Origin of the sequence: Corynebacterium sanguinis (genome assembly GCF_007641235.1) — a bacterium.
Classification (GTDB): domain Bacteria; phylum Actinomycetota; class Actinomycetes; order Mycobacteriales; family Mycobacteriaceae; genus Corynebacterium; species Corynebacterium sanguinis.
This window is the reverse complement of record NZ_CP038157.1, coordinates 152,164-170,554: the sequence shown is the minus strand read 5'-3', so window position 1 is coordinate 170,554 and position 18,391 is coordinate 152,164. Positions and strand designations below refer to the sequence as shown.

The following is an 18,391-nucleotide window of genomic DNA, read 5'->3' as shown; positions in this document are numbered from 1 at the left end:
CTTACTTCCGGGGGCGTTTCGTGTTCGTTCTCACTCCGAGCAGAACGTCTTCCCAGTGCGGGGTGACGGCCTTGCGCCGGCGCTGCTGGGGCTGCTCGTCGCCGTCGGGGTGGCGCAGGAAGTCGCCCTCCACCACCGGGGAATCGTCCGTCCCGGCCTCCGGCTCGAGCAGTTGCGGGGTGTCGGGCTCCACGGCCGTGAGCGAGCGAATCGGCTGCACGAAGTCGGGGTCGGTTAAGTCGGCGGCGACGGAGTTGCGTGGCTGCGTCGTGGCCTTGGCGCCCATGGCGCGCTTAAACGACCACAGCCCCTCGTTCTCGCTCAACCCCGACTTCCACCGCACGTGGACCACCCAATCGTCGCCGGGTTCGCGCGTTGCGTCCCACTCCGCGTGGCTGAGCGAATTGCCCCGCGCGGCAAACGCGGTGGCGAGGATCTCAAAGAGCGTGAGCTTGGCCGGCCCGCCCTCGCGCAGCGGGTGCGACTGCTTCGCGGCTTCGGCGACCTGGTAGCGCTCCAGCAGCACCGGGTGGGCGTAGGCCTCGATGCGGCTTTCGGCAACGCCCATTTCGTCGGCCAGTTCCTTTTGCGTCGCACCCGCGCGGATCTTCGCTTGGATCTCGCTCGGGCGCATCGACAGGGGAGTGGCGAACAGCGGGTCCGGGTCCGGCAAGGAGGGCACGCGCGGCAGCGAGTCGTAGGTCGGGGTGTCCGAAGGCTCTACCTCGGCTTCGACTACTTCAACATCGAGGGGTTCGGCGTCGTGCTCGGCAGGGCCGTGAAGCGAGTGCAGCTGCGCGCGCGCCAACTGGTAGCGCACACCGTCGGCATCGCGCATAACGAGGAACGTCTCGGTCGACTCCTCGGCGACCGCGTAGAGCTCACGCATCACAACTCCTTTATTTCTTCGACACCTTAAACCCTAACCGACGAATCCGGCCGCCACAGCAGGTTTAGCGCCCGACACCCTGCTCAAGGAGGAAATCAATCGCGCCAGTGAGCTTTTCGACATCCGAGGTGTCGATGGCGGGGAACATACCAATGCGCAGCTGGTTGCGCCCCAGCTTGCGGTAAGGCTCAGTGTCGACGACGCCGTTCGCGCGCAGCGCCTTGGCCAGCTCGGCGGCGTCGATCGCGTCGTCGAAGTCGACGGTTCCCACCACGAGGGAGCGCTTCGCCGGGTCCTTGACGTAGGGGGTGGCCAGCTCGTGATTCTCCGCCCACCCGTAGAGTGCCTCGGCGTTCGCGCTGGTGCGCTTGACCATGCCGTCGAGGCCACCGTTGTCGTTCATCCACTTCACCTGGTCGGCGAGCATGAGGAGGGTCCCCACGGCCGGGGTGTTGTAGGTCTGATTCTTGCGCGAGTTCTCCACGGCCGTCTGCAGGTCCAGGAAGGCGGGGATGAAGCGGCCCGAGGCGTGGATCGACTCGATGCGCTCGATCGCGGCGGGGCTCATCGCAGCCAGCCACAGGCCGCCGTCGGAGGCAAAGCTCTTCTGCGGCGAGAAGTAGTAGATGTCGGCTTGGGACATGTCGACCGGTAGGCCCCCGGCGCCGGAGGTGGCGTCGATAAGCACGAGCGCGTCCGTGTTGGCGGGCCGCACGACATCGATGCTCGCGCCTGTCGACGTCTCGTTGTGCGCCCAGGCGACGACGTCCGCGTCGACCCCGGAAAGCGCCTGCGGGTCGGGGGCGTCGCCCGGCTCGGCCTCGACCACGTGCGGGTCGTTCAGCCACGGGGCCTTCTTCGCAGCCTTTGCAAACTTGGAGGAAAACTCGCCGAAGCTCAAGTGCGCCGACGTGTTCTCAATCACGCCGAAGGTGGCCGCGTCCCAAAAGGCGGTTGCGCCGCCGAGGGAGAGGACAATCTCGTAGCCATCGGGGAGGCTGAAGAGCTCACTCAGACCCTCCCGAACCTCGCCCACGACGTCCTTGACCGCGAGCTGGCGGTGGGAGGTGCCGATGATGGAGGTGGCACCGCGAGTCAGCGCGTCAAGCTGGGCGGGGCGCACCTTCGACGGCCCACAGCCGAAACGGCCATCAGCTGGGAGAAGTTCGCTGGGGAGGGTGGGGTAGTTGCTCATTCGTGCCTCAATCTTTTCTGTGTGTTACGTGGTGTCGAATACTAGCACCCCGGCCACTTCACGACGCGCTCGAATTGTGCCGAGGAAGCATTTAACGCAAACCTGTCGCCCGCATCACAAGCTTTGCTAAGATTTACTGATAACGCTCCCACCGTCGCGCGTGCGGCTCGATGGGGTGCCCATCTACTCTTACGAGGAAAGGTTTGCAGTGGCTACTGAGAACAACGACAAGGTCGTGCTCCACTACCCGGGTGGCGAGTACGAGATGGAAATCAAGCGTGCCACCGAGGGAAACGACGGCTTTGAGCTGGGCAAGCTGCTCGGCGAGACCGGCCTGGTCACCTTCGACCCCGGCTACGTATCCACCGGTTCCACCGAGTCGAAGATCACCTACATCGACGGCGACGAGGGCATTCTGCGCCACCGCGGCTACGACATCGCTGATCTGGCCAACAACGCCACCTTCAACGAGGTGTCCTACCTGCTGATCAACGGTGAGCTGCCGACGACCGAGGAGCTGGACAAGTTCAACTCCGAGCTGCGCCACCACACCCTCCTGGACGAGGACTTCAAGGCCGCGTTCAACATCTTCCCGCGCAACGCCCACCCGATGGCCGTGCTGGCCTCCTCGGTGAACATCCTCTCCGCCTACTACCAGGATCAGCTTGACCCGCTGGACGAGGAGCAGCTGGACAAGGCCACCGTGCGCCTCATGGCGAAGGTGCCGATGCTCGCGGCGTACGCGTTCCGCGCGTCCAAGGGCAAGCCGTACATGTACCCGGACAATTCCCTGAACCCGCGAGAGAACTTCCTGCGCATGATGTTCGGCTACCCGACCGAGCCGTATGAGGTCGACCCTGTCCTGATCAAGGCGCTGGACAAGCTGCTCATCCTGCATGCTGACCACGAGCAGAACTGCTCCACCTCCACCGTCCGCATGATCGGCTCCGCGCAGGCGAACATGTTCGTCTCCATCGCCGGTGGCATTAACGCACTGGCTGGCCCGCTTCACGGCGGCGCTAACCAGGCCGTGCTCGAGATGCTCGAGGACATCAAGAACAACCACGACGGCGACGCCACCGACTTCATGGACCGCGTGAAGAACAAGGAAAAGGGCGTGCGCTTGATGGGCTTCGGCCACCGCGTGTACAAGAACTACGACCCGCGCGCCGCGATCGTGAAGGAGACCGCTCACGAGGTGCTCGAGCACTTCGGCGGCGACGAGCTGCTTGACCTCGCTATGAAGCTCGAGGAGATCGCTCTGAACGACGACTACTTCATCTCCCGCAAGCTCTACCCGAACGTTGACTTCTACACCGGCCTGATCTACCGCGCGATGGGCTTCCCGACGAACTTCTTCACGGTGCTCTTCGCCATCGGCCGCCTGCCGGGCTGGATCGCTCACTACCGCGAGCAGCTGGCAATGAACTCCAAGATCAACCGCCCGCGCCAGATCTACACCGGCGCCACCAAGCGCGAATTCGTACCGCGCGACCAGCGCTAGACAAGGAGCTGTCTCAACAATGGAAAAGCCCACGATTTCCCTCCCGACCGAACCGGCACCCGTCGACCTTGTTATCGAGGACCTCACCGTCGGTGAGGGCGCCGAAGCTGTTGAAGGAGGCTTCGTCCGAGTGCACTACTTGGGCGTCGACTACGAGACCGGCGAGGAGTTCGACTCCTCCTGGGACCGCGGCGAGGCCGCGGAGTTCCCGCTGGCAGGCCTCATCGAAGGCTGGCAGGAGGGCATCCCGGGCATGAAAGTCGGCGGCCGTCGCGAGCTGACCATCCCGCCGGAGAAGGCCTACGGGCCGGCCGGCGGCGGGCACCCGCTGTCCGGGCGCACGCTCGTGTTCGTCATCGATCTGCTCGACGCCAGCTAAATTTGGCACAATCGGGGTTATGCGAATTCCTGCGACAACCCTGAACAACGGAACTGAGCTTCCGCTCCTGGGCCTCGGCACCTACAAGTTGGTAGGCGCCGAGGCCGAAACCATTGTCCGCACCGCGATCGAGCTGGGCTACCGGCACATAGACACCGCGGCGCTCTACGGCAATGAAGAGGAAGTCGGCCGGGCGATCAACGATGCGATCGCGGCCGGCGACGTCACCCGCGACGAGCTGATCGTGACCACGAAGCTGTGGAACGACGACCAGGACCGCGTGGAGGAGGCCTTCGAGGAATCCTTGCGCCGTCTCGGGCTCGACTACATCGACATCTACCTCGTGCACTGGCCGTGGCCGCAGCGCGGCCTCTACGCCCAAGCCTTCGAGCGCGTCGCGCGGCTCAAGGAGGGCGGGGCGCTCAAGGCCGCCGGGGTAGCCAACTTCTACCCGGAGGTGCTCTCGGAGGTCATCGCCGCCACCGGGGTAACTCCGGTGCTCAATCAGGTTGAACTCCACGTGGGCTTTACGCAGCCCGAGTTGCGCGACTTCCACTCCAGCCATGGCATCTGCACCGAGGCGTGGGCGCCGCTGGCGCGCGGTGAGAACTTCTCCGAGCCCGAGATTGGAGCGATCGCCGACGCGCACGGCGCCACGCCGGCGCAGGTGGTGCTCGCGCACCTGATGCGGCATGGCTGCTCCGTGATCCCGAAGACGTCCAACCCGCAGCGCCTCGTGGAGAACCTCGGCGCCGTGGATGTGGCGCTGAGCGAGGCCGAGATCGCGGCGTTGGACGGGATCGCGGGAGAGAGGATGTCGGGGGATCCGCTGACGTTTCCCGGGGACGTCGATTAGCGAGCGCGGCGGGGGTAGCGGGGGGACAGTTAGTCTCCGCAGTAAAACTACCTTCTCGGGGGTAGCGGGCTGATCCAGCGAAGATTTTGATGTGCGAACTTGGCAAAAAAGCTTGGCGCTTCCGATAAATTTTGTGTGTCCAGTTATAACCAACGCATGTGAGAGCGTTAGTTTCCACACGTAGGCAGCACAGAAAGGATGGGTCAGTGTCGCAATCCCAAGGATCCACCGCATTTCCCACCCGAAGAGAACCGACTCCGGACGAGTTCGTCGCCATGCAAAACAGCGAGGAGTTCCAGGAGCTTCGGAAATCCTACCGCGGCTTCACCTTCCCGGTTTCCGTCGCCTTCTTCGTCTGGTACATCTTCTACGTCGTCGTGGCGACATTCTTCCCACAGACGATGGCACAGCCCTTCCTCGGGATGAACGTGGGCATCTGGCTGGGTATCGCCCAGTTCATCACCACGTTCATCATCACGTACGTCTACGTCAAGTACGCGAACAAAAACATTGAGCCGCGCGCGGCTCATATTCGCGAAGTAATGGAGGGCTAGGCACCATGAACACCACTTACCTGGCCCAGGAGGCCGCACAACCGCAAGGCGTGGGCAATCCGCTGCTCAACATTGCCATCTTCGCTGTCTTCATCATCGTCACGATGTTCATTGTGACCCGCGCTGGCAAGACCACCTCCGAGTCCGCGGACTTCTACACCGGTGGCGCCTCTTTTAGCGGCACGCAAAACGGCCTCGCCATCGCGGGCGACTACCTCTCGGCCGCGTCCTTCCTCGGCATCGTCGGCTCGATCGCGCTGACCGGCTACGACGGGTTCCTGTACTCGATCGGCTTCTTCGTCGCATGGCTAGTCGCCCTGCTGCTCGTCGCGGAGCCGCTGCGCAACGTGGGCCGCTTCACCATGGCCGACGTGCTGTCGTTCCGCCTGCGCCAGAAGCCCGTGCGCGTCGCGGCGGCCTTCGGCACGCTGTTCGTCTCGCTGTTCTACCTCATCGCGCAGATGGCGGGCGCAGGCTCCCTCGTCTCGGTACTGCTTGACCTGCACACCTTCTGGGCGCAGGCACTGTGCGTCTTCATCGTCGGCATCGTGATGATCGCCTACGTGCTCATCGGCGGCATGAAGGGCACCACCTACGTGCAGATGATCAAGGCCGTGCTGCTCATTAGCGGTGTCGCGATCATGACCGTGCTCGTCTTTATCGCAGTGCGCGGTGGTATGAACACCCTGTTCACCGACGCAATTGGTGCGCACGGCGCCTCGGAGTACATTCAGGAGAAGGGTTACGAGGCCACCGACATCATGGCCCCGGGCCTGAAGTACGGCGCCTCACTGACCAGCCAGATCGACTTCATCTCGCTCGGCCTGTCCTTGGTGCTCGGCACCGCCGGCCTGCCGCACGTCCTGATGCGCTTCTACACCGTGCCCACCGCTAAGGAGGCGCGCAAGTCCGTAACCTGGGCCATCGTGCTCATCGGTGCCTTCTACCTGCTCACCCTGGTGCTCGGCTACGGCGCAGCTGCGCTCGTCGGCCCGGACCGCATCCTGGCAGCCCCGGGCGGGGCGAACGCGGCGGCGCCGCTGCTCGCCTTCGAGCTCGGCGGCTCCATCTTCATGGCGCTGATCTCCGCGGTTGCCTTCGCGACGGTTCTGGCCGTCGTGGCCGGGCTGGCCATTACCGCATCCGCCTCGGTCGCCCACGACATCTACGACGCCGTGCTTCGCGACGGCACCGCCACGGAGGCCGAGCAGGTGCGGGTCTCGCGCATCACTGTGGTTGTCATCGGTGTGGTCTCCATCGTGCTGGGAATCCTCGCGATGAGCCAGAACGTCGCCTTCCTGGTCTCGCTGGCCTTCGCCATCGCGGCGTCCGCCAACCTGCCCACCATCTTGTACTCGCTATACTGGAAGCGCTTCAACACCACCGGTGCGGTCGCCTCGATGTACACAGGTCTTGTCACCGCGCTCGTCCTCATCGCGCTCTCGCCCGCGGTCTCGGGTACGCCGACTGCGATGTTCCCCAACGCTGACTGGTCCATCTTCCCGCTGACCAGCCCGGGCATCGTGTCGATCCCGCTGGCGTTCTTGGCCGGCATCATCGGCACCTTCGTGGGCAAGCCGGACAACCTCGATGCCCTCCAGTCCGAGATGGAAGTTCGGTCGCTGACCGGCGTCGGTGTGGAGGCCCCGGTCGACCACTAATTAGACGCGCTGAGAATAAAAAATGACCCACCATATGGTGGGTCATTTTTTCATTGATTAGGGCAGGAAGGCGCGGGCCTGGTCCAACGCCTGCTGCAGGGCGGCGTTGCCTTGCGAGGACATCTCGCTTGAGCTCTGCAGGAGCTGCTCGATGGGAATGTTGGGAAGCTGCACGACCGGCGCGGCCGCCTGGCCTGGTGTCCACTGGCCCCAGTCGGCGGTGTAGACGTCGTTGATGTCGCAGACCACTCCGTCGATGGTGGTCTGCCACTTCGCCACCTGGTGGATGTTCGCGCGCGGGTGGAGGCGTCCGCCGGAGCCCCAGTCGTGCATCCAGAAGAAGGTGCCGATACCGTCGTTTGCGGCCCATTCGATGGTGTTGTAGTTGCCGTAGACGCCCGTGGCGTAGCCCGCGACGCTGAGCGCGGTGCAGAACGCGCGCAGGAAGGGGCGGATCTGGTTGTCGTACTGGGCGCGGGTGGGGTTGTCGTCAATCGCGATGTAGATCGGGCGCCCCGTCGGCCCGCCCGCCGCGCGGTGCAGTTCGATGGCCTGCGGGGCGTGGATCGCCGCGGAGGCCGCCCCGCCGAGCCAGTCGGCGGTCTGGGCGCGGCCGAACTGGTAGACGGACGCCGTCGCCAAGCCGTTGGCCTTGAAATCCTGGGTTTCTGTAAGGGCGACGGGCTTGCCCCTCATCCAGGTGGCGTTGGGGCGCGGCTGGGAGACGTAGCGCACCGCACCGAGGTGGCCGGCGGCCTTGACCGAGCGCCCCGAAGGCACGCCCGCAGAGTAGTCGAGCGCGGTGCCCACCACGGTGCGCTGGGCCTTAGCGACGGGGGAGAGCCCGATGGCCGCGGCGGTGGTCAGGCCCGCGGTGGCGAGGAAGCGGCGACGGTTCAGGGGCATGGAAACCTCCAGGTTCCTAACAACAACAATCACACTAATTTACTTCTGCAACATACCATCTGGGTGCTAACATTGGGCACATGATTACCAGCACGTTCTACGGAACATCCAGCGTGCACCTCACAGACGGCGAGACCAGCATCTTCGTCGACGCCTTCCTCACGCGCCCCTCGCTCGCCCGCCTCGTGGTCGGGCGGCTTCGACCCAGCGACAGTGAGATCGACGCGGCGCTGGGCAGGGGTGGCGTCGACAAGCTCGATGCTCTCTTTGTCGCGCACTCGCACTACGACCACCTCATGGACGCACCCGCCGTCGTTAAAAAGGTGGGCGGGACAATGTACGGCTCGGAGTCGACGCTGAACTACGGCAGGGGAGAGGGCCTCACCGATTCGCAGATGGCCCTGATCGCCGACGGCGATGACATCGCGGTCGGAGCGTTCACCGTGCGCGTCATCGAGGCCCCGCACAGCCCCGGAAACATCGCTCCAGGCTTCATCCGCGACCGACTCAGCTCCCCGTGCCACACGCTGAAGTTCAAAGACGGTGGCTGCTTCGTCTTCCACTTCAGCCACCCCGAGGGCAATATATTGGTCCTGCCGAGCGCGAACTACATCCCGGGTTTTCTCGACGGGCTCAAAGCCCGGGTGGTCTACCTCGGTATCGGTGCGCTCGGCCGCCAGTCGGACGATTTTAGAAGCGAGTACTGGCGCCACACCGTCGAGCAGCTGGAGCCGGAGCTGGTCATCCCCGTCCACTGGGACCACTTCGGTCACTCACTGTCGAAGCCGCTCAAGCCGCTGCCGGTTCCGGCGGACAACGTGGCCAAGTCGCGCGAGTTCCTCGCCGCCCAAGACGCAAACGTGCATTTCCCCGTGGCTTTCGAATCGGTGCGCTTGACGCCCGAGGGTGCCGTTGTTCAGTAGGGCATGTGCTCCCAGCGCACGGTAGCACCCGGGAAGGCGCTGAAGTGCTCGACCGCGTCCTCGGCGGCGTAGCCGATGGCGTCGGCAACGTCCTGGCCGCCGGCGGTGAAGTCGATCACGCGTTGCGTCGGGCCGGGCGCGGGTGTGACCTCCTCAGCCGCCCAGCCGCCGGCCCCGTGGAACCCGTGGACGGCCATGAGGTTGTCGAAGAACCCCGCCACCGCCCGCTTCGCCGTGGCGGGGTCGGGAAACTCCAGGTGGGCGCGCAGCGTGACCAGGTCTCCCGGGCGTTTTGTGCCCCACGCCCAGTCGTAGTCGACGTGATAGGTGTCCATAGTGTGACTCCTTTGCTCTGCCACGATAAGTTTTTCAAACATGACCGAACTCGTTCATACACCCGCAGAGCTTGAAGCCGCCATCGGCCACCCCCGCACGCTCGCCCTCGTGCCCACCATGGGTGCGCTGCACGACGGGCACCTGTCGCTGGTCCGCGCGGCACAGACAACCGGCTCACCGGTGGTGGTGAGCATTTTTGTCAACCCGCTGCAGTTCGCGCCGGGCGAAGACCTCGACGCCTACCCGCGCACGCTTAGCGCCGATGTCGCGTTGCTCGAGCGCGAGGGCGTCGACGCGGTGTTCGCCCCGTCGGTTGCCACGATGTACCCGACCGGCCCGCGCACGACGATCCACCCGGGCCCGGCGGGGATGATCCTCGAGGGTGCGTCGCGCCCGACGCACTTCGCGGGCGTGCTCACGGTCGTCGCTAAGCTGTTTGCGCTCACACGAGCCACGGACGCATTCTTCGGGGAGAAGGACTATCAGCAGCTCGTGCTCATCCGGCAGATGGTCGAAGACCTCAACATTCCCGTCGCCGTCCACGGCTGCCCGATCGTGCGCGAAGAATCCGGCCTCGCGATGTCCTCGCGCAACCGCTACCTCTCCGCCGATGAGGCCAGCACCGCCGAGATCCTCTCGCGCGCGCTCGCTACCGGCAGCTTTGAAAAAGCCCGCTTGCTTCTCGACGCCTCCCCCGACGTCGACCTAGACTACCTGGCGTTAACCACACCCAACCTGCAGGACATTCCCGCCGGCTACAGCGGCCCCGCCCGCCTGCTGGTGGCCGCGCGCGTGGGCACGACCAGGCTGATCGACAACGCCCGGGTGAGCGTCGGCTAGAAGCTGTGCTCGGCGGCGGGGAAGGAACCCTCGTGCACGGCCTGCTTGTACGCCGCCGCGGCCTGGCCGAGCTCCGCCCCGACCTGGCCGAACTGGCGCACGAACTTCGGGCGCCGATTGCCCGCAGGAAGATCGGCCATGTCGTGCCACACCAACACCTGCGCATCGGTCCCCGCGCCCGCGCCGATGCCGATGGTGGGCACCGGGCACTGCTCGGTCAGCTCGGCGGCGAGCTGCGCCGGGACCATCTCGAAGACCACCATATCGGCGCCGGCGTCCACCACGGCCTTGGTGTCCGCGCGCAGCGCCTTTGCGCCCGCGTCGCGGCCCTGGACCTTGAACCCGCCGAGGTTGTCGACCGACTGCGGGGTAAAGCCGACGTGCGCGCAGACCGCGAGACCCGCGTTTTTCAGGGCGCGGATGCGCGAGGCGACCCGCACGCCGCCCTCGAGCTTGACCATGTGCGCCCCGCTGCGGTGGATGAGCCCGGTAGCGCTGAGCACGGCCTGCTCGTCGCTGGCCTCGTAGGTGCCAAACGGCAGATCCGCCACCACGAGCGCGTTGCCTGCGCCGCGCACCACCGCCGCCGCGAGGTAGGCCATCTCATCGAGGGAGACTTTGTTGGTGGTGTCGTAGCCGAAGACGACGTTGGCGGCGGAGTCGCCCACCAGCATGCACTCGATTCCTGCCTCGGCGAACACGCGGGCAGTGGAGTAATCGTAGGCGGTGAGCATCGCCCACGGCTCGCGCCGAGCCTTCTTCTCCTTGAGATCGGAAACGCGGACCTTCTTGGTGGGGGTGAGGTAGCCAGTCATAGGGCTTCAACACTAGACTAGGAAGAGCCCAAGGATCCAGATGAAGACCATGGCGGTGCACCCCATCACGCCGGTCACCGCGGTCTGCGAGCGGTACGCCTGCTGCGGGGTCATCTTAGAGAAGTTGGTGACCACCCAGAAGTGGCTGTCGTTGGCGTGGGAGACCACGAGAGAGCCAGCGGAGATGGCCATCACTGCAAGGCCGACCTGCACGGGGGACTCCAACCCCAGGGTCGGCAGAAGCGGCGCGACGAGGCTGGACGTGGTGACCATCGCGACGGTGGCCGAGCCCTGCGCTGTCTTGAACAACGCGGAGATGAGGAAGGGGAAGAACAGTCCGAGGCTCGCCAGCTGGGTCGCGTTGTTGGAAATGAAGTCCACCACGTCGGTCGAGGAGATGACGCGTCCGAGCACGCCGCCGGCGGCCGTGATGAGGATGATCGGGCCGACCGTGCGCAGGCCGTCCTCGACGAAGGTGTAGAAGCGGTCCATCATGTGGGTATCCGCCAGCAAGAGCACGGCGAAGAGGAAACCGATACCGAGGGCGATCATCGGGGTGCCGGCGAACACGATCGCGCGGCCGAACCCGCCGCCGAGCCCCGCCGCGGAGGTGATGGACCCAGCCGCCATGAGCAGGATCGGCACGAGGATCGGGGCGAGGGACAACGCCGTTGACGGCAGCCGGGTGTAGGAGTTCTTCAGCTCGTTGTAGGCGGCCTCGACGTCGGTGTCTGGGACCGCTTCCGTCTCCGGGGTGTGAAGCGACGGGCCGATCCAGACGGAGTAGAAGTAGGCGGCGATCATGACGGGGATGGACACGAGCGTACCGAGTGCCATCACGAGCAACAGGTTGTTCTCCAGGCCGAGGTTCGCCGCGGACGCAAGCGGTCCGGGCGTGGGCGGGATGAACACGTGGGAAGTAAACAGACCAGCGGACAGGGCGATCGCCATGGTTGCCGGCGAGGCTCCTGTGCGCTGGGCGAGCGCCCTGCGTACAGGATTGAGGATGACGAATCCAGAGTCGGAAAAGACCGGGATGCTCACAACCCATCCCATCAGCTGGATGGCCAGGACGGGATGACGTGTGCCAATCACGCGCACGATGGCGTCGGCAAGCTGAAAGGCCGCACCAGTCTTTTCCAGGATGAAGCCGATGAGCGTGCCGAAGATGACGACGAGCCCGAAGGATTTAAACGTCGCCGCAAAGCCCTCGCCGATGACCGACGCGATACCCGGGGTGACCAGCGCCCCGTCGGCGTCTTTGATGTCGAGCAGCGGAATTCCGCCGATCAGGCCGAAGACGAGCGACACAAAAAGAAGTGAGAGGAAGGGGTGGATCTTCCACTTGGAGATCATCAGGATCAAAACGACGATCGCGACGACGAAGACACCCATCAGCGGCAAGCCAGTCATCGGTGCTCCTTAGCCCGGGAAAAATTTCCACCCCGAGCTTAATGGGGAAAGGGGGCATTCGAACAATCCTCGATGCTGGATACTTAACATCTTCCAATTACCCGCTCCTCCTGCCAATTTTCAGTTTTCCTCACACCCTACCGCCCCTAAAAGCGACCCTGTACCTCCAAGGCACAGGGTCTAAGACAAAAGACCAACTATTTCACTACGACAAGCCCCGCCTGTTTCGTCTCCGCCCGGTGCATAAGACCACGGAACTGCTCCAGAGATTGCTCGGCGGGTCGGAATCGTTCATAGTTCCGCAGACTCTTCACACCAGCGGCGTTAGCGATTGCGGTGTCGGGAACAAAGTGCCTCATGTGCTCTGCTATCCACGTCACTCGCATCTTCTCGAAGGTTGGCACCAGAACCGCAGCGTTTGGTTTGAATCGGCCTGAGTTTTTCGGAGACTACGGGTAAAAGCCTTACTGGGCTTTTCGGGTGGTGTTGAATTCCTCGTAGTCCTGCTCGTATTCGATCGGGGGAACGTCACCGATCGACGAGTGCAGGCGCTGGTGATTGTACCAGTAGACCCACGAGGCCGTTTCCGTTTCGACCTCCCGGGCATCCCTCCATGTGCGTGCGGGATCGACGTCGATGAGCTCAGTCTTGTACAGCCCGATCGTCGACTCCATCATCGCGTTGTCCAGAGCATCACCGACCGAGCCGATCGAGCCCTGGAGTCCGGCGTCTGCCAGCGCGTCGGTGAACGCCAGCGAGGTGTATTGGGCAGGTTCAACCGGTGGTTGCAACACCGGCCTGTTTCAGGGATTGTAGTGCTTCACCGAAGACTTCGGCGGGGGTCTTCCAGCCGAGGGGCTTGCGGGGTCTGTTGTTGAGGGTGTGGGCCACCGCTTCGAGGTCGTCTGCGCTCCAGCGGGACAGGTCGGTGCCCTTGGGGAAGTACTGACGTAGCAGGCCGTTGGTGTTCTCGTTGGTGGGCCGTTGCCACGGGGAGTGCGGATCAGCGAAGAACACCTTGGTGCCAGTCTCAAGAGTGAACGCGGCATGTCCTGATAGTTCCTTGCCGCGGTCCCAGGTGATCGTCTTGCGTAACTGCTGGGGCAGGGTCGTGATCGCAGCGGCCAGAGCCGCGTTCATCGCGACTGCACCGTAGCCGCCCAGCGCGGGGCCGTTCTTAACCGGAGGGTGCTCGCCCCAGCCGTCGAGGCGGGGCAAGCGGACCAGGATCGTCGCGCGGCTGCGACGCTCGACCAAGGTCCCGATCGCAGAGCGGCCGGTCCCGATGACCAGGTCACCTTCCCAGTGTCCTGGAACAGCGCGATCAGCGGCTTCTGCGGGGCGTTGGCTGATCACGACCTCGGCGCCGACATGACCGCCGGGTTTGTTCCGGGAACGCTCACGGGGCTGTCGCAACGCCCTGCCCGTTCGCAGGCAAGCCACCAGCTCACGCTTCAGCGCGCCGCGGCCTTCGATGAACAACGCCTGGTAGATCGCCTCATGACTGATACGCATTGACTCATCATCAGGGAAATCCAGCTTCAAGCGGTGACTGATCTGCTCCGGGCTCCAACTGGTGGCCCACCGTCGATCTTGCCGACGAGGCTTGTTCAACCCCTTCCACGTCGGCGTGACCGGCCCTTCCACCGGCGTCCCGTCCGGGCCAGTGACCTTCCCAGAGAGTCTGTCCTGGACATAGTCGCGAAGCCGCAGGTTGGCCACCAGCTTCGCGGTCTTGGGTCGTTTCGCGGCCTCTTGGGCTTTCCATTGGGCCACCGTGGCGCGATACTCCAGCTTCCCGCTGCGGGTAGCAGCGTTGCGGCGCAACTCCCGACTGATCGTGCCCGGATCCCGCCCAAGGGTACGCGCGATCGACCGGACACCGCGTCCCTGAGCACGCAAGATCGCGATCTCCTCTCGCTCCTCGAAACTGAGATAACGACCAGTTGGCTCCGTCAACGTCAGCGGTGGCATACCGCCAGCGTGACGGAACCACCGTGATCCGACCGGCACCGACACCCCCACCGCCAGCGCTGCCTCCGCTGTCGTGACCCCGGCCGCGATCAGGCGCCAGAATTGTCGCTGCACCGCCCTCGATGGCTGCGGTCTGCCCGGAGAGCGCATTGCTGGCCGCAACGCCCGGTCCGCGCGCCACTGCCGCCGCATCCCCTCCGGGCCCTCGCTGGTCTTCATGCTCCAGTCCTTGGTCGCCATCCTTGAACACCTTTCTCACCTCAAGGTGTTGCGACGACCAGTTGAATCCGCCTTGCGCCCCGGCGTCCGAGTGATGGACGATGCCGGTGGCGGTGAAATCCATGCGGGTGCGTCTGCGGCTGAACAACGCGTGTTCCAGGGCCATGAGCACCATCCTGGTGTCCATCACCGTGGTGACGACCCAGCCGAGGACCTGCCGCGAGTAGGCGTCGACGATGAAGGCGACGTAGCAGAATCCCTTTCGCGTCCAGGCGTAGGTGAAGTCCGCGATCCACCACTGATCCGGATGCGACGGATACCTCCACCGACGGCCTATTCGGTCCGGGTGCCGGCGGTGCGCAGGATTGGCCACGGTCGTCTTCTTGCGGTGCATCCCGCGGGACACACCGCGGATGCCGGTGATCTTCATCAGCCGTTCCGCCTGGTCACGACCAATAAGCATGCCGTCACGGATGGCTGCTTTCCAGAGCTTGCGCCGGCCATAGACCTTGCGGTTTTCCTCCCACAGTCGGTAGATGCGGTGGGCGGCGTACGCTTCGTCGAGTTCGGCTCCGGTGGGGCCGAAGCCGCGGGACTGGTGGGCGTAGAAGGTGCTCGGGGCAATCGCGATGCCGTGGGCAGTCAAGGTTTCGCAGATTGGCTCGACCCCGAAGCGGTTCCGGTAGGTGCGGATGAAATCCACGACTACCGAAGTTTGCGGTCGAGCTCCGCTTGGGCGAAAAAAGCTGACGCCGTCTTGAGGATCTCATTGGCTCGTCGCAGTTTGGCGACTTCCTTGGCCTGCTCCTCGTAGGCAGCCTGGAGCTGCTCGTAGGACAGGGAGCCGGGCTGGGGTGCTTGTTCCTGCTTTTCCTGTTTTCGGATCCAGTTGCGCAGGGTGGATTCCTTTACGCCGAGCAGTTCGCTGATCTCTCGGCGGGCGGCTGCCTTGGAGATGTCGCCGTCTTCGAGACGTTCGAAGTACATACGTACCGCGCGTTCTTGGGGGGCGGTGTCGTACTTGCTGGGCTGAAGCGTCCTGGGTTTAGTTCCTACCTCAGCTAAGGAAGGATTGAACTATGCCTAGAAAGTATTCCGTCGAGTTCAAGGAGAAGGCGGTCCATCAGATCATCGAAAGGGTCCGCCTGGAGTCTTGCTCACTGCAACGCGCCTACACGGAGGTCGGTGAGCTGCTTGGTGTATCCCACCACACGTTGCGGGCTTGGTACCGTGACAGCGCTTCAGTACGCGATAATTCTGACGCTTCAGGCGGCGAAACAATGGAAGAAGAACTCAGGCGTCTGCGTCGAGAAAACCGCGAACTGAAACGAGCAAACGGGATTCTTAAGACAGCTTCGGCTTTTTTCGCGGCGGAACTCGACCGACCCACGACCAAATGATCTCCTACATCGACGCGTACAAAGATCAATTTGGGGTCGAGGCCATCTGCAGAGTTCTAAAACAGGCAGATCGTGGATTCATCACCTCTCGTGGCTACCGCAAGGCGACCACTCGTGTTCCCAGTGCAAGGGCCTTAAGCGATAGCCTGCTCATCCCAGAGATACAGCGTGTGCATGCGGAGAATTTCTCGGTCTACGGCATCCGCAAAATGTGGCACGCGATGAACCGTGAAGGCTTTCATATTGGTCGCGACAAGACCGCACGTCTGATGAAACTCGCAGGCGTTTCTGGCCGCAGACGTGGGCGAACCCCACTAACTACGATCAGCCCGAAGACACCGGATCATCGCCCGGACCTTGTGCGCCGAAACTTCCGTGCGCAGGCACCAGGCAGGCTTTGGGTTGCCGACATTACCTACGTTCGCACCCTGTCAGGATTCGCTTATACCGCGTTTGTCGTGGATGTATTCAGCCGAAAGATTGTTGGTGTCGCTACACGCTCGACAATGCGCACCAACGCGCTGCCGATGGAGGCTTTGGAGCATGCGTTAACGACTGCAGGGCGAATCCATGGAAACCAGCTAATTCACCACAGCGATCGGGGCAGCCAGGGCGGATTCAACTGGTCGTCGCAACACCTTGAGGTGAGAAAGGTGTTCAAGGATGGCGACCAAGGACTGGAGCATGAAGACCAGCGAGGGCCCGGAGGGGATGCGGCGGCAGTGGCGCGCGGACCGGGCGTTGCGGCCAGCAATGCGCTCTCCGGGCAGACCGCAGCCATCGAGGGCGGTGCAGCGACAATTCTGGCGCCTGATCGCGGCCGGGGTCACGACAGCGGAGGCAGCGCTGGCGGTGGGGGTGTCGGTGCCGGTCGGATCACGGTGGTTCCGTCACGCTGGCGGTATGCCACCGCTGACGTTGACGGAGCCAACTGGTCGTTATCTCAGTTTCGAGGAGCGAGAGGAGATCGCGATCTTGCGTGCTCAGGGACGCGGTGTCCGGTCGATCGCGCGTACCCTTGGGCGGGATCCGGGCACGATCAGTCGGGAGTTGCGCCGCAACGCTGCTACCCGCAGCGGGAAGCTGGAGTATCGCGCCACGGTGGCCCAATGGAAAGCCCAAGAGGCCGCGAAACGACCCAAGACCGCGAAGCTGGTGGCCAACCTGCGGCTTCGCGACTATGTCCAGGACAGACTCTCTGGGAAGGTCACTGGCCCGGACGGGACGCCGGTGGAAGGGCCGGTCACGCCGACGTGGAAGGGGTTGAACAAGCCTCGTCGGCAAGATCGACGGTGGGCCACCAGTTGGAGCCCGGAGCAGATCAGTCACCGCTTGAAGCTGGATTTCCCTGATGATGAGTCAATGCGTATCAGTCATGAGGCGATCTACCAGGCGTTGTTCATCGAAGGCCGCGGCGCGCTGAAGCGTGAGCTGGTGGCTTGCCTGCGAACGGGCAGGGCGTTGCGACAGCCCCGTGAGCGTTCCCGGAACAAACCCGGCGGTCATGTCGGCGCCGAGGTCGTGATCAGCCAACGCCCCGCAGAAGCCGCTGATCGCGCTGTTCCAGGACACTGGGAAGGTGACCTGGTCATCGGGACCGGCCGCTCTGCGATCGGGACCTTGGTCGAGCGTCGCAGCCGCGCGACGATCCTGGTCCGCTTGCCCCGCCTCGACGGCTGGGGCGAGCACCCTCCGGTTAAGAACGGCCCCGCGCTGGGCGGCTACGGTGCAGTCGCGATGAACGCGGCTCTGGCCGCTGCGATCACGACCCTGCCCCAGCAGTTACGCAAGACGATCACCTGGGACCGCGGCAAGGAACTATCAGGACATGCCGCGTTCACTCTTGAGACTGGCACCAAGGTGTTCTTCGCTGATCCGCACTCCCCGTGGCAACGGCCCACCAACGAGAACACCAACGGCCTGCTACGTCAGTACTTCCCCAAGGGCACCGACCTGTCCCGCTGGAGCGCAGACGACCTCGAAGCGGTGGCCCACACCCTCAACAACAGACCCCGCAAGCCCCTCGGCTGGAAGACCCCCGCCGAAGTCTTCGGTGAAGCACTACAATCCCTGAAACAGGCCGGTGTTGCAACCACCGGTTGAACCTGCCCAATACACCTCGCTGGCGTTCACCGACGCGCTGGCAGACGCCGGACTCCAGGGCTCGATCGGCTCGGTCGGTGATGCTCTGGACAACGCGATGATGGAGTCGACGATCGGGCTGTACAAGACTGAGCTCATCGACGTCGATCCCGCACGCACATGGAGGGATGCCCGGGAGGTCGAAACGGAAACGGCCTCGTGGGTCTACTGGTACAATCACCAGCGCCTGCACTCGTCGATCGGTGACGTTCCCCCGATCGAATACGAGCAGGACTACGAGGAATTCAACACCACCCGAAAAGCCCAGTAAGGCTTTTACCCGTAGTCTCCGAAAAACTCAGGCCGATTCATTTGGGTTCATTCAGTCAACGCTAGAAGGTACGGCATGCCCGAAATGACCAACTGGCATCGCCCAAGAAAACAA

At 63.9% G+C, this 18,391-nt stretch carries 16 protein-coding genes, 4 pseudogenes and 1 other annotated feature; of the genes and pseudogenes, 10 read left to right on the top strand and 10 right to left on the bottom strand.

Annotation, left to right across the window (positions count from 1 at the left end):
* Position 1: 1 nt before the first annotated feature.
* Entirely contained in the window at positions 2–889 is an 888-nt protein-coding gene (gene sepH / locus E3227_RS00900; protein WP_136649156.1) for a septation protein SepH, read from the bottom strand.
* 64 nt (positions 890–953) lie between these two features.
* Positions 954–2,084 carry a phosphoserine transaminase gene (serC, locus tag E3227_RS00895; RefSeq protein WP_136649155.1) on the bottom strand — a complete coding sequence of 377 codons (1,131 nt, stop codon included), beginning with the start codon at positions 2,082–2,084 and terminating at the stop codon, positions 954–956.
* 208 nt (positions 2,085–2,292) lie between these two features.
* Between serC and E3227_RS00890 the strand changes: the two genes are divergently transcribed.
* The 5 genes from E3227_RS00890 to E3227_RS00870 all read left to right on the top strand — a co-directional run bounded on the left by E3227_RS00890 (position 2,293) and on the right by E3227_RS00870 (position 7,038).
* Positions 2,293–3,588 (top strand): citrate synthase, encoded by a 1,296-nt coding sequence (locus tag E3227_RS00890; protein WP_136649154.1) that lies wholly within the window; start codon positions 2,293–2,295, stop codon positions 3,586–3,588.
* Positions 3,589–3,607: 19 nt separating this feature from the next.
* Positions 3,608–3,967, top strand: coding sequence for an FKBP-type peptidyl-prolyl cis-trans isomerase (locus E3227_RS00885; protein WP_136649153.1), 360 nt, complete (start codon positions 3,608–3,610; stop codon positions 3,965–3,967).
* 19 nt (positions 3,968–3,986) lie between these two features.
* Entirely contained in the window at positions 3,987–4,823 is an 837-nt protein-coding gene (locus E3227_RS00880) for an aldo/keto reductase (RefSeq protein ID WP_136649152.1), read from the top strand.
* Positions 4,824–5,098: 275 nt separating this feature from the next.
* Positions 5,099–5,377 (top strand): DUF485 domain-containing protein, encoded by a 279-nt coding sequence (locus E3227_RS00875; protein ID WP_136649151.1) that lies wholly within the window; start codon positions 5,099–5,101, stop codon positions 5,375–5,377.
* Between the two features lie 5 nt (positions 5,378–5,382).
* Positions 5,383–7,038 carry a solute symporter family protein gene (locus E3227_RS00870; protein WP_136649150.1) on the top strand — a complete coding sequence of 552 codons (1,656 nt, stop codon included), beginning with the start codon at positions 5,383–5,385 and terminating at the stop codon, positions 7,036–7,038.
* Positions 7,039–7,095: 57 nt separating this feature from the next.
* On the opposite strand, the gene E3227_RS00865 is transcribed toward E3227_RS00870, so the two are convergent.
* Positions 7,096–7,944 (bottom strand): DUF1906 domain-containing protein, encoded by an 849-nt coding sequence (locus tag E3227_RS00865; RefSeq protein WP_136649149.1) that lies wholly within the window; start codon positions 7,942–7,944, stop codon positions 7,096–7,098.
* Positions 7,945–8,024: 80 nt separating this feature from the next.
* Between E3227_RS00865 and E3227_RS00860 the strand changes: the two genes are divergently transcribed.
* A complete protein-coding gene (locus tag E3227_RS00860; protein WP_144317266.1) occupies positions 8,025–8,867 on the top strand; it encodes an MBL fold metallo-hydrolase in 843 nt (280 codons plus the stop codon).
* Here E3227_RS00860 and E3227_RS00855 read toward each other — a convergent pair.
* Positions 8,861–9,202: a hypothetical protein gene (locus E3227_RS00855; RefSeq protein WP_246062710.1), complete on the bottom strand. Its 342-nt coding sequence runs from the start codon at positions 9,200–9,202 to the stop codon at positions 8,861–8,863. The genes E3227_RS00860 and E3227_RS00855 overlap by 7 nt on opposite strands.
* A gap of 40 nt (positions 9,203–9,242) precedes the next feature.
* Between E3227_RS00855 and panC the strand changes: the two genes are divergently transcribed.
* Positions 9,243–10,043, top strand: coding sequence for a pantoate--beta-alanine ligase (gene panC, locus E3227_RS00850; protein WP_144317265.1), 801 nt, complete (start codon positions 9,243–9,245; stop codon positions 10,041–10,043).
* Here panC and panB read toward each other — a convergent pair.
* The 6 genes and pseudogenes from panB to E3227_RS00815 form a co-directional block, all read right to left on the bottom strand.
* Positions 10,040–10,858, bottom strand: coding sequence for a 3-methyl-2-oxobutanoate hydroxymethyltransferase (panB, locus tag E3227_RS00845; protein WP_144317264.1), 819 nt, complete (start codon positions 10,856–10,858; stop codon positions 10,040–10,042). The genes panC and panB overlap by 4 nt on opposite strands.
* A 12-nt stretch (positions 10,859–10,870) precedes the next feature.
* Positions 10,871–12,271 (bottom strand): GntP family permease, encoded by a 1,401-nt coding sequence (locus tag E3227_RS00840; protein ID WP_144317263.1) that lies wholly within the window; start codon positions 12,269–12,271, stop codon positions 10,871–10,873.
* 464 nt (positions 12,272–12,735) lie between these two features.
* Positions 12,736–13,041: pseudogene (locus E3227_RS00830) on the bottom strand (transposase); the annotation flags it as partial.
* Between the two features lie 4 nt (positions 13,042–13,045).
* On the bottom strand, positions 13,046–14,464 hold the full coding sequence (locus E3227_RS11600) for an IS30 family transposase (protein WP_144317260.1): 1,419 nt from the start codon (positions 14,462–14,464) through the stop codon (positions 13,046–13,048).
* 133 nt (positions 14,465–14,597) lie between these two features.
* Positions 14,598–15,167 (bottom strand): annotated as a pseudogene (locus tag E3227_RS11640) (DDE-type integrase/transposase/recombinase); the annotation flags it as partial.
* Positions 15,081–15,212, bottom strand: a sequence feature (AL1L pseudoknot). It overlaps the preceding pseudogene by 87 nt.
* Positions 15,170–15,451, bottom strand: coding sequence for a transposase (locus E3227_RS00815; RefSeq protein WP_144317261.1), 282 nt, complete (start codon positions 15,449–15,451; stop codon positions 15,170–15,172). It overlaps the preceding feature by 43 nt.
* 92 nt (positions 15,452–15,543) lie before the next feature.
* On the opposite strand from E3227_RS00815, the pseudogene E3227_RS00810 reads away from it, so the two are divergent.
* The 3 genes and pseudogenes from E3227_RS00810 to E3227_RS00800 all read left to right on the top strand — a co-directional run.
* Positions 15,544–16,475: pseudogene (locus E3227_RS00810) on the top strand (IS3 family transposase); the annotation flags it as partial.
* A gap of 73 nt (positions 16,476–16,548) precedes the next feature.
* A complete protein-coding gene (locus tag E3227_RS00805) occupies positions 16,549–17,967 on the top strand; it encodes an IS30 family transposase (RefSeq protein ID WP_144317260.1) in 1,419 nt (472 codons plus the stop codon).
* Between the two features lie 4 nt (positions 17,968–17,971).
* Positions 17,972–18,277 (top strand): annotated as a pseudogene (locus E3227_RS00800) (transposase); the annotation flags it as partial.
* Positions 18,278–18,391: the final 114 nt, after the last annotated feature.